The organism is Hungatella sp. SL.1.14, assembly GCF_024460495.1.
In the GTDB taxonomy this organism is placed as follows: domain Bacteria; phylum Bacillota; class Clostridia; order Lachnospirales; family Lachnospiraceae; genus Hungatella; species Hungatella hathewayi.
In genome coordinates, this window is the sequence record NZ_JANFYJ010000031.1 from 71953 (window position 1) to 83267 (window position 11315).

An 11315-nucleotide genomic window follows, 5' to 3' on the forward strand; every position below is an offset into this window, starting at 1 on the left:
TTCATTCTCCCCTGCCTGCTGTTGTAGTTTTCTGCATAAAGCTCTTAAAGTAAATCCGATACAGGATTACTGCCACGCCTGTAAACCCGCCTGCCATCATAAGAAACAGAAAAAACGGATTACCATAGGTAAAGCGGTATACAAGACCCTGCTGATTTAAAATCATCGGTATTCCGGATACCAGGTTAAAACTCATGTGCAGAACAATCGCCGGATAGATACTGTCATACAGAACATAAACCAGTCCTAAGACCATCCCAAGTATAATTGCATACATGATCCAGATAATCTGCCCGTGCAGCAATCCGAACACAGTGGAAGTCAGTGCAATCGCCGCCAGATCATCCATGGATTTCCTCATGCGCCTCAATATCACCCCCCGGAACAGGCATTCCTCAATAAAAGGGGCAATGATCGAAATAATCACAAAGGCCATTGCCGGAGCCACTCCCCGTACAGGTGCGGAGGAGGCTTCCATGTAGCTTGACACCATACGGTCGCTTAACGGGAGCAGATTAATAAATCCCCCTACAAAACAGTTCAGGCCGATTCCCAGCAATACCGCCCAGCCAAGAGGCTTCCAGCTTTGCGGAAATGGAAGAAATCTGCTCTCCTCAAAGAAATTAATCTGTTTCTTCTTTTCCCGTTTCCAAATCATATAGAGCAAAAAGCTTCCGCTCAGCATCTGAACAAAGCAGGCATCCGCGTGATATCCGCTCAACAGCGCATTCAAAATCCCATAGGACAAAATATAACACAGCAGTATAAAAAACATACTGCCAATCGCTTTTGTACGCTCATCAATCATATAACTTTCTCCCCTCCGCGGACTCGACTCGCAGTAACGCCGTATTGTAGTATTACAGATTCTGTCTTTCACTTCAACAGAACCACCGAAATCTATCTTTGAATCACCGAAATCTATTCTTGTACTTTTTCTGATACAGGCATTACCATCAAAACCGAGGCTTTGTAAATATCCTCTTTAAATTCAAAGCGCACTGACCCATGATACTTTTGAGCCACGGCTTTCACCGATGACTGTCCAATTCCAAGGCCGGTGCTGCTTTTATATTCCGCATCTCCCGGCCCGGTAGAATTATCAATCGTAAGAATCAGCTTCCCCTGTTCCATTCCGCATCTTGCAGTTATGTACCGTTTTCCCGCTGTCTGACGGGAAATCCCCTGAGCTGCGTTTTCAAAAAGATTTCCAAAGACGATGACCAGATCTGTATCACGAAATCCCGCGCCGACCGGTACGTCCAGTTTGATATCCAGTTCTGCCCCTGCCTCCTTAGCCTGCTGCAAATAGTACCGGACTACCACATCTACCGCATGGTTTGCGCACTGGGGCTGGTCAAATTCGACCGGCAGACTTCTTCTGTATTCTGCCAGATATTCTAAAAGGCCCTCCATATCACTGTTTTCCAAAAAAGCGGACATGGCCGCCAGATGATGGCGCAGATCATGACGCGCCGCGCGTGCGCTTTCAATGTTCTGTGTAAGCTGTGCATAGCTCTGCTCCTGGACTGCAATCTGACTCTCTATGGCTTCCATCTCCATCTCCAGCCGAATTCGCCGCACGGCATCCAATGCCAGACGAACATGCAGGAAATAAGTGATCAGACCTGATGCAGTGATCAACAGAAAAATCGCAATCGCCTGACTCTGTGGTATTGCGGGATTAACCCCTACATCGTTAAAAATCACAGTAATAATAAAAATCAGCACCGGAGGGATACAGAGCAATCGAAAATCCCGATCCTTCAATTCCTCCACTGCTTCCCGAAGCTGATGGGAAAAGAAATACCAGAGAAGTGGGTATACCGCAATGGTTAGAAAAAAAATGACAAGTATATAGACCGGAGTTGTATGAAGAGAAATCCGCATATCTTTGAAAAAGGGTTTCAGCATAATTGCAGCGATATAGTTAATCGCAGTGGAAATCGCCTGTACAATCAGGAACACATACAAAAGCTTTGCAAACTCCACGTGGAATCCCCACACAAACAGTCCGATTAAAATAATATAAAGCGCACAAAAAACAAGACTTCCATGAGTCTTAAAGTTGTCATAACGAAACTGAAGATAGAAATTACAAACAAAAAAAAGCATGCTGATCCCCGTGATCACCGCCGCTATTTTACTGCGGCTGATGCGTCGGTGTGCATAAAAAGGAACGCAGCAGATCACATACCAGGGCGTTGTACAAACAAGCCTTCCCACCGCCAGCAACAAAGCTTCTTTCATTTCACCGCCTCCTCATTTTTTCAAACATATAGTCTTCATATACAATACGAAAACGCCCCCGCTCTGCCTGCCGGACAGGAATAACTGCTCCGTCCGACATATAAAATCTGCCATTTTCCATCCTGGACACATAATCCATATTGATAATAAAACTGCGATGACATCGCAGGAAACGGGAATCTTCAAGCATGCACTCCAGTGTATTGAGCTGCAGATAGGTTCGAAACGCTCCCGATTTCAGATGCAGTTCACATACCTTGTCTTTCGATTCCACCCAGATAAAATCAGGAAGCATAATCCGGCGGTTTTCCCGGTCGATTGTCAGTTCAATATACCGTTCCATCTCGCCAACCTGTTTTAAGCACCGTTTAAAAGCCTCGCTGATATCTTCTCTTTTCAATGGTTTCACCAGATAATGGACAGCTCCCACTGCAAATCCAGCCGCATAATAATCCTGGCTGAAGGTAGTAAATACGATGGCCGCATCAGAATCCTTCGCACGCAGTGTCTCTGCCACTGATACGCCGCTGACTCCCGGCATAAAAATATCAAGAAAATAAATTTCAAATGTCATATGCTTCATCGCTTCCAAAAGCGCTTCACCGCTCTCGTAAGTCTGCACATTTGCGTACAGTCTGCGACATCTGAGTTCTTCTTTAAGACTGCCCAACAAGAAATTACGGATGTTTTCCTCATCTTCACAAACTGCTATATTCATTTTAATGTCCTCCATTAACCGTTCATTAAACGAAAGCACGAAAGATATTTCCAGCACAAATCAGATCACTTACGCACCCTCCTGTAAATTTTATCATGGTGTTTTTTCATTGTCAATTTTAATAATTATTAGTATATATATGATAATAAACAGTATATTTTTTCGACTTTTTTCCTGAATATGACGTGATTTCCTTGTAAACGCGCTTGTAAACGCCATAGGAATCTGATATACTGATTTTACGAGATTGAGGAGGAAAACAAATGGGAAAGTCCAGTATTTCAGAATCAGAGATTATCCAAATGACCCGGGATAATGTTCGAAGCTTCTATAACCGAAATCCGGAGATTACAACAGCTCCCATGGCGAAAGATTTTATGTGGATAGGATCGAACGATTTCCAATGGTGCGAAGGTCTGGAATCTTTTTTACAAGTGACAAAAAAAGAATATGAAGAGCCTCCTGTGTATCTGTCTGACGAGGAGTACCATCTGCTGTTTCACGAACGAAATGTATGGGTATTATACGGACGCTACCAGGTAACTGCAATTCTCGAGGACGGTTCCGTTATGCATGCTCATGTACGAGGCACCTACGTTTGGAAACGAATCAACGGAGTGATCACTCTGGCCCATGTCCACGGCTCACATGCGCAGGATATCCCCTTAAACCAGCTTGTACCTTCAGCAAAACCTTTGACCAGTGATTCCGATTATTTTGAATTTATGAAACGCCTGGATTCCCTTAAGACAAATGGACCAAAACTGGATTTTCGCGATCGAGAAAAAAGGCACCGTTACCTGCATCCATCCGAGATCATATATATGCAGGCCGCGCTTCAGTGGACCACTGTCTACACGACAAATGGCAGTTTTCAGGCATACGGGCTGTTGGCTGCGCATGAACAGGCTGTACCGGAAGACTTTCAGCGGATTCACAAAAGCTTCCTCGTGAATACCGGATATATCCGTTCCCTTTGCCGCTATGAGGCAACCTTACTCAATGGTCAGGTTCTTCCTGTCAGCAAGGAACGTTACATGAGTCTTAAAAGATTTTTAGAAAAAAGGCCCTAGTCTCTTTCCATATTTTTGCAGAATCTGCGAATATTCTTCTGTCTGTTTGCTTTTTATTTTATATTTTTACCCTTTAATTCTTGTATTTGACACAAATAAAATAGTATGCTAGGATATAAACAACTTGTGCGATAAAAATCATACAGACAAAAGAGGAGAAGTATACCATGCCAGAATATTTATCAATATGGAAAAACTTTGCGAATTTTAAGGGACGCACTTCAAGACGCGGATATTGGCTGGCAATCGCGTTTCACATCATCGTTACGATCGTTTTGACGCTGCTGAGTAATTTCACGTTAATTTTCGCTGTATTAACGGGCATTTATGTATTCGCGTCTATCATACCGCTCTTCGCTCTTGAAATTCGCCGCCTTCACGATATCAACCGATGCGGCTGGTGGGTCTTTCTTCCCATGATTCCACTTGTGGGAGGGATTATTTTACTCGTCTGGTTCTGTAAAAGCAGTGTTGATGAAGGAAATATTTACGGATCCATGCAGGTGTAAAGAACATATATACCTCAATTAAGAAGGGAGCGAAAACTATAAACAGTTTTTCACTCCCTTCTTAATTATATATAAATTTATAAATTATAAAACTTAATTCCAGAACAAAAAACACCCCGCCCGCCGCACTCATTGCAGCGAACAGGATGTTAAAAAGGGGAGGATAAGTATTTCTTTTTTCTTTCGTTGATATTGTTATCTTTCCCATTTCGAAGCCGTTTATTCATCCTATTTCAATTTAAATAAAAAAATTGATCATTTCACCGGCGCATTCATCCAGATCAGGATACAAAAAGTAATCACAGTACCGAAAAGCATAACCGCGCAGAGTCCCCTGCTTAAAATGTTGATCACTTTCCTTCCTTTTGAGCGCACCACCGCATCAGGAGTAATCAGTCTGAACATACAGCAGCCCAGTAACGTCCCCCATGTGTTGTGAAAGACATCATCGAGTTCACACAATCCCAATTTCAGAAAAAGCTGAGTCGCTTCGATCGAAACGGACAGCAGACAGCCGGCAAGAGCCGTGAGGACACAGGACCGGAACAGCTTTCCATTAAGCGGAAGCAGGAAGCCCAGCGGAATAAAAAGAGCAATATTTCCAACAATATAGAACCAGTGGATTCCGGAATGGTATTTCCACGCATACCGGATCGTCCAGAAAAGTTCCAGATTGATTTTGGGCTCTGCCGTCTCTTTTCTGGCCAGTAAGGTGGCCGAAAAGATCGTAAAAAGCCAGAAAAGAAGCATTTCTCTTTTTAAGACCGCTGCCGCTCTTTTTCTCCCCCATACAATCGCAGTTAAAACAATGCTTCCAGCCATCGCCAGAAGCAGACTCGCCACAATGATTTTTGCATCGGTAAATGTATAGGGATTCCAGATGCTGTCCCATGAGATAAGCTTTGTAATGCTGTTAAACATAGTTTTAAAGTCTCCTGTTCTCCGGCAGAAATAATCTGATAAATACCGGGTAAAGATAGCTGGCACCGAATGTCCCCAGTTTCTTCGGCCCCGATACACTCCCTTCCGCATCCATCAGCTCCAATGCCTTATGAAATGCAATCATCACCGTTGCCTTCGTAATGGACTTTTCTTTCCGGCTGATGAACATCTCACCGCTGTTTGATCCGTCCCTGCGTTTTTTTATTATGTAAGAAAACTTAAGTCCCTTGCTGGTACAGAATGGATACCCTTCAAACTGAATGATGGTATTCCACAGCAATTCATCCACCTCAGGCTCCTGCAGATGAATCGCCGTCCGCAGTCTTTCACATGCATAGTTCCGCTCCTGATACCGCCTGATCCGCTCAGACGCCGCTGATTCTTCTTCCATCTTATATACCGTCTTGCTGTAAGGCAGATATCCATGGACAGAGGCGCGGCTCAGTCCGGTCAGTTCCATGATCTCCTCTATATTCTTCCCTTCAATATAAAGATCATTCACTTTCCGGCTTATGGGGGTGCTGTAAATTTCTCTCTGATAATGGTAACCGGCCGTAATCAGCAGTTTTCTTACCTTCAGCGGTGTCATGCCAAATTCTTCCGCTATTAAATTTAAGTTTGCATGTTCTTTCCACTTCTCAGCCGCACAGCTGTCGCCGCCAAAGTCATCGTCTGCCGGATTCTCGTAGGCTTCTGCAATCGCCTCCATGATGTCCTGCATGGTGATATTCGCATGTAAACCAGGCATCTTTTCAGGACAGCCTGGCCTTGAGGATTGAGTTAAGGGATCAGTTACCGGACAAGAGAGATTTTTCGCCATTGTTATCACCGCCAGATTCGTTGAATTTTTATGTTTTTTCAATATAATCCAATTTATTATACAGCATAAACAGTTGCTTGAACAGTTTTTTTATATAAGATCTTCTGAGGGACGCTCCTCCTCCGGAAAAAAGTCAATAAACCCGTCAATCGGACAGCGGCGGTAATTCCTCCGCCTCACCTCCAAAATAATAAATGCGGAAAGCATGCCTAACCGCCTAGGTTAGAGCTTTCCGCATAAAAAGAGGAAAATAAGTATATTTAAGAGTTCCAGACTCCATCAGGTCCTATTTTATAACCGTCACTGTCTGTATCAGCGGCCATCAAACCATCAGCATAGAAGTAGTACCACCTGCCTCCTAACTCTTTCCATCCGACGACAGGTCTGCCGTTTTCATAATAGAACCACTGACCGGAATCGTTTGCGGCCCATCCCTGCGCCGAAGCCGGGTCAATGACAATTTTTACAAACCGGTGCAGCACGGCTGCCGCCTCAGCTCGGGTGGCATCTGCCTGCGGATCAAACCGGTTTCCCACTCTGCCTTTGACGATACCGGCCTGCTGCAGAGCTTTAACTTCTTTTGCGGCCCACGCGCTGATGGTATCACTGTCGGCAAATGCAGTCTCGTCAAGTACTGCCGGGATCGTAATACCCATCTGTCCGGCATAGTTTGCAATCATAGACGCCATCTGCTCCCGCGTTACCGGTGCTTCCGGGCTGAACAGGCCATCTCCCGTCCCTTTTACAATATTATTCTGTACAGCCCATTCGATGTACGGGGCATAGAAAGTATCGGATTTTACGTCAGTGAAGCTTCGTGTTTCAAAAGCTCCGGGATCGACGCCCGCCAGACGTCCCAATGCAGTAACGAACAGGCCACGCGTTATGGCCCCATCGGGTAAGAACCGATTGCTTTCCGTTCCTGTAAACAAACCACGCGCCGTTGTAAATTCTATATCTTCTTTCGCCCAGTGGTCTGCTGTATCGGAAAACACCGGGGCAGACGTTTTACAGGCCACACCATAGACAGAGAAGTGGGGAACGTCAGCCAGTACCCTCCCTCTGTCATAGCCGGACTTATCCAGCCATATCACAGCTCCGGAATCGTCCACACATACCATGAACAGACTGCCTGTAATTTCCGTTTCCTCCGGTATATAATTCAGAGTAATGGAAGCTGAGTCTGCAGGGAACTTCACCTTTACCGTTTCGTTTTCTCCCCTGCCGTCCTTACAGGTGATCGTAAAATCATACGCCGGACGGGCGCCGATCAGTGCCGCCGCATCAGAGAACGCGTTTAAATCTGCAGGGCTGGCTGAAAAAGTGATACCGTTCACAGTTGCGGGTACCGATGCGAAAACAGCTTTCAATGCAGCCGCATGAAAGGTCATACCGGCTTTATCACAGGAGAGTGTCAGGCTCCTTCCGGAATCTGCCAGCTGCTTTAAATCAGCGAGTGAAATAGTCTCGTTAATTCTATCTCCTGAAACCTTATAGCTGTCTCTTAGTGCACTCGTTTGAGCGGTGCTGTCTCCACCTCCGGAATCAGAGCTTCCGAAACTGCGCGTTACCGTTTTAAATCTGTGATCGGTATTGGCCTCCATTTCGTTGCCCGCATTGTCTTTAAAGCCGGAAATATGGATCGTATAGTCTGTATTGTAAGCAAGACCTGAATAGCCAATGGCAAAAACCGTACCACCTGCACTCCATGATCCCAATACATCTACCGTCCCGCCGCCGCCGGAAAGAGCCACACTGCCCTCTGTGATATCCATTTCCTCACTGAACGTAATCTCAATCTTACCATTTACAGCTGCATCACTGCCTGTTGGACTGACCAACGATACGGTGGGCTTTGTAGTATCAGGTTCTAATGTCACTTCGATATAAAAGGTTTGCGCGTAATCGCGCCCATTTGCCAGACCATTTTTAATAACCGCTTTTACAGCGGCTGTACCTGCCGCCGACGCCTTAAATGTATTGCCTGTGACTGCTGCTCCCGTACTGCCCGCATCATCTACGCTCCATTCGATGGCCGTATTCGTCGCAGTAACTGGTATAACTGCGGCCTCAAGGCTTAAATCGGCGCCTGTATGAACTGTGGCGGCATTTATCATGGAAATTCCGGTAACGGGGACAAAGGTCTTAGTCAGGGTCAGGTTCCTGCCGTTCACATTTGTGTCAGACACCGTAATGTTATCAATCACCTTATTCTCATACCCGGTACAGCTTACCTCGATTATATAGGTTCCCGGTATGACATCAGGAATCATGTATGCGCCATTGCTGTCCGCCGTTACCGCGCGGCCAACATCGACATTCCCCTGCTTTAACTGAAGCGTGGCTGGAATGCCTGCATCTGTATCACTTCCTTTGACAGTACCGCTTATCGTGTATACAGCTCCCACATATGAAAACGCCGCTTCTGCAGTCACATTATCATTCAGTGAAAGGCTGACCGGGTTTGTGTCTGACGGGACACCGAGCGGCAGAACCGGCCAGTTTTCAAAGCCATAGTCGGTATCAGGTTCAGCCGTTAATTCTACCTTGTTGCTGCCAAGCTCATATGCTGTTGTCCATACCGTGCCATTCGCCGTTTGTCTGACAGTCAGGGTATGGTCATCCTTTGTCTTAAAGAAAGTAAACGGATTATTATAACAGTACAGAGTCTTTAAGCTGGACTTGCCGGACACATCCAGCTCCGTCAATTGATTTTCGGAGCAGTCTAAGTGAGTCAGATCCATCAGACCGCTTACATCCAGAGTTCCCTTCAGATGATTATGGTAGCAGTACAGATAGGTTATATTCGTCAGCTTCTCCAGGCCGGTCAGCGCCTCCAGCCTGTTTACATCACAGTTCAGTATGGTCAGCGCGGTTAAGTCTTCCAGCCCTTTCAGTTCTGTAAGACTGTTCATACTGCAGTACAGTTCCTTTAGATCCTTCAGGCCGGACACCTCCAGTATCTCCAGCTGGTTTGCGTAGCACTCCAGTCTGGTCAGAGCCGTCAGTTCAGATACCGCCAGCTTACCGGACAATGACCTGTTGTTGAGTTTCAGCTCTGTAATTCGTTTCGGATTACTCGTGTCCCACGTCACCAAATTTGCTGTTTGCCAGCTTGTCAGGTCATCTTCGTCCATACCGCTGATATTCTTTAAGCTGGGATGTGCTTCAAGAATCTCCTGGAAAGCTTTTATATCACTAAGGTTATGCGTATTTTCAAAAACAGCTTCTGCTGACAAGCTCTGATTCAGTGGAATACTAACGGATGTGCCTGGACCTAATGTACCCGAGGATACGTTCCATTCTTTGAGACCATATCCGAGCACAGGCGTCGCCGTTAATTTCAGCTCGCGGCTGTTTAAATCAAATGAATCCGCCTTTACTGTACCTCCATTCGTTTGGTTAATAGTCATGGTAATTCCATTCACTGCTCGAAATGACTTCAGTGGATTATTATTGAACATCAGAAACATCAGGTTGTTCTTCTCATACAGATCCAGTTCTGTCAGTTCATTATGGGTACAGAACAGAATTTGCAGGTTGTCCTGGGCAGACAAATCCAATTCCGTCAACTCGTTTTTAGAGCAGTCCAGGGTATCCAGTTTGGGAAGACCTGATAGTTCCAGCTCCGTCAACCTGTTATTGGCGCAGGATAAACCTGTCAGCCTGGAAAGGGCAGGCAGATCCAGCTCCGTCAGTTGATTGTTGGTGCAGGTTATATTTACCAGGTAGTCCGAACCGGATACTTTCAATTCTGTCAGCTGGTTATCGTTACAGGACACATGCCACAGACCTGGCAGGTTGGACAAGTCCAGCTTCTCCAGTTCGTTATAGCCGCAAAGCAGACTTCCCAGTTTGGACAGACCGGATACATTCAGCGCCGTCAGCGTATTGTAGGAGCATTCCAATGTAGTCAGAGCCTCCAGATCAGATACGTCCAGTTCCCCGTGCAAGCCCTCTTTATATAAATACAATTCGACAATTCTTTTTGAAGGACTGTCATCCCATACGACGTTCTTCCCCCAGTCTGTAGGAGCATTCTCTGTCCATGCAAGACCATTTTTTTCAATTATTTTGTTAATAACCGCCACATCACCGGCATTGTAATCGTCAAGATTTAACAAAGCAGCATTTTCCGCACCAATCTGCACGAAAATTTCCGGCAGACTCAACCCCTCTGTACAGGTATAACCGGCCGGAAGAATGGGTGTAAAGACGTAACGGCCCCCAACAGATTCATCCCAAGTGCTGCCGGACTCCCACTTCACGCTCTGAATGATGGCAGTCTCCGGGTTAGATTCGTCCACGGTATAACCGGACGCGCCAAGCATGGAAGGCAATTTTAAATCAGCCATCCGGGTACCAACAGGAACCGTCTGAAACTGCACCTTCTCATCCAGCTCGTCAAAATGTGTGATGGTAAATACAGCCGTTTCCTCCGGCTGTTCGGGGTTCAATCCAGGTTCCTTCCCACATTCGTCACAGACATAGCCGCAGGCCTGGCTCTCCACGCTCTCCCTGTAACCGCAATTGTCGTCATGTTCTCCGCGTTTATGGGGACAATCCAGCGGATAACAGTCCTGCGTGTGTTCATGTACGGCATCACTGTCCGTCGCTAATTCCATGTCCTCGTCTTCATAGCCGCAGTTCACCTCGTTCGAGTAACAATCGTTCGTATGAACGTGTTCACAGGGGTGCCCTGCCTCAGCCGCCCTATAACCGCACTCTGCTGTATGCTTTTGGTGGTGTTCGCACAAACCTTCGATGTCCGGTGATATCCCCTTTGCGTAAACTGTCGTCCCCAGTTGTCCCGCCAGCAGGGCGGCGCACAGAATCAGTGAAAGGCCTCGTGCATGTTTCCTGTTTTTCATTCTTTTCCCTCCTCGTATAATAAGTTTATAGCCAAGCAAAACAGGCTATAGACTTATTCTTTTTGTGGTATAGATGTAAGGATATTCTGTGATGTCATATCAGGAGGGGTCTCCTCCAGGAGCGCTGGTTCA

At 46.0% G+C, this 11315-nt stretch carries 8 protein-coding genes; 2 read left to right on the top strand and 6 right to left on the bottom strand.

Annotated features, from left to right (window positions below):
- Window position 1: 1 nt before the first annotated feature.
- The 3 genes from NE473_RS25830 to NE473_RS25840 all read right to left on the bottom strand — a co-directional run bounded on the left by NE473_RS25830 (window position 2) and on the right by NE473_RS25840 (window position 2968).
- Entirely contained in the window at window positions 2-808 is an 807-nt protein-coding gene (locus NE473_RS25830) for a CPBP family intramembrane glutamic endopeptidase (protein ID WP_055652139.1), read from the bottom strand.
- A 113-nt stretch (window positions 809-921) separates the two neighbouring features.
- Window positions 922-2250 (bottom strand): sensor histidine kinase, encoded by a 1329-nt coding sequence (locus NE473_RS25835; protein WP_055652138.1) that lies wholly within the window; start codon window positions 2248-2250, stop codon window positions 922-924.
- A gap of 1 nt (window position 2251) precedes the next feature.
- On the bottom strand, window positions 2252-2968 hold the full coding sequence (locus NE473_RS25840; protein WP_172682309.1) for a LytR/AlgR family response regulator transcription factor: 717 nt from the start codon (window positions 2966-2968) through the stop codon (window positions 2252-2254).
- A gap of 263 nt (window positions 2969-3231) precedes the next feature.
- Between NE473_RS25840 and NE473_RS25845 the strand changes: the two genes are divergently transcribed.
- Together NE473_RS25845 and NE473_RS25850 are read left to right on the top strand one after the other, a co-directional pair.
- Complete coding sequence (locus NE473_RS25845) at window positions 3232-4041, top strand: LytTR family transcriptional regulator (protein ID WP_022033455.1); 810 nt, start codon at window positions 3232-3234, stop codon at window positions 4039-4041.
- Window positions 4042-4208: 167 nt separating this feature from the next.
- The gene (locus NE473_RS25850) at window positions 4209-4550 is read left to right on the top strand and encodes a DUF805 domain-containing protein (RefSeq protein WP_006776280.1); all 342 of its coding nucleotides are present in this window, start codon (window positions 4209-4211) and stop codon (window positions 4548-4550) included.
- A gap of 255 nt (window positions 4551-4805) precedes the next feature.
- Here NE473_RS25850 and NE473_RS25855 read toward each other — a convergent pair whose 3' ends face one another.
- The 3 genes from NE473_RS25855 to NE473_RS25865 all read right to left on the bottom strand — a co-directional run bounded on the left by NE473_RS25855 (window position 4806) and on the right by NE473_RS25865 (window position 11183).
- Window positions 4806-5471 carry a VanZ family protein gene (locus tag NE473_RS25855; RefSeq protein ID WP_081035034.1) on the bottom strand — a complete coding sequence of 222 codons (666 nt, stop codon included), beginning with the start codon at window positions 5469-5471 and terminating at the stop codon, window positions 4806-4808.
- Between the two features lie 4 nt (window positions 5472-5475).
- A complete protein-coding gene (locus tag NE473_RS25860) occupies window positions 5476-6240 on the bottom strand; it encodes a hypothetical protein (RefSeq protein ID WP_242866258.1) in 765 nt (254 codons plus the stop codon).
- A gap of 332 nt (window positions 6241-6572) precedes the next feature.
- Window positions 6573-11183 carry an S-layer homology domain-containing protein gene (locus NE473_RS25865; protein WP_055652135.1) on the bottom strand — a complete coding sequence of 1537 codons (4611 nt, stop codon included), beginning with the start codon at window positions 11181-11183 and terminating at the stop codon, window positions 6573-6575.
- Window positions 11184-11315 lie beyond the last annotated feature (132 nt).

What these genes read in the sequence shown, in the direction of transcription:
- NE473_RS25830 (WP_055652139.1), bottom strand. Translation starts at nt 808, where the DNA reads ATGATTGATGAGCGTACAAAAGCGATTGGCAGTATGTTTTTTATACTG.
- NE473_RS25835 (WP_055652138.1), bottom strand. Translation starts at nt 2,250, where the DNA reads ATGAAAGAAGCTTTGTTGCTGGCGGTGGGAAGGCTTGTTTGTACAACG.
- NE473_RS25840 (WP_172682309.1), bottom strand. Translation starts at nt 2,968, where the DNA reads ATGAATATAGCAGTTTGTGAAGATGAGGAAAACATCCGTAATTTCTTG.
- NE473_RS25845 (WP_022033455.1), top strand. Translation starts at nt 3,232, where the DNA reads ATGGGAAAGTCCAGTATTTCAGAATCAGAGATTATCCAAATGACCCGG.
- NE473_RS25850 (WP_006776280.1), top strand. Translation starts at nt 4,209, where the DNA reads ATGCCAGAATATTTATCAATATGGAAAAACTTTGCGAATTTTAAGGGA.
- NE473_RS25855 (WP_081035034.1), bottom strand. Translation starts at nt 5,471, where the DNA reads ATGTTTAACAGCATTACAAAGCTTATCTCATGGGACAGCATCTGGAAT.
- NE473_RS25860 (WP_242866258.1), bottom strand. Translation starts at nt 6,240, where the DNA reads ATGCCTGGTTTACATGCGAATATCACCATGCAGGACATCATGGAGGCG.
- NE473_RS25865 (WP_055652135.1), bottom strand. Translation starts at nt 11,183, where the DNA reads ATGAAAAACAGGAAACATGCACGAGGCCTTTCACTGATTCTGTGCGCC.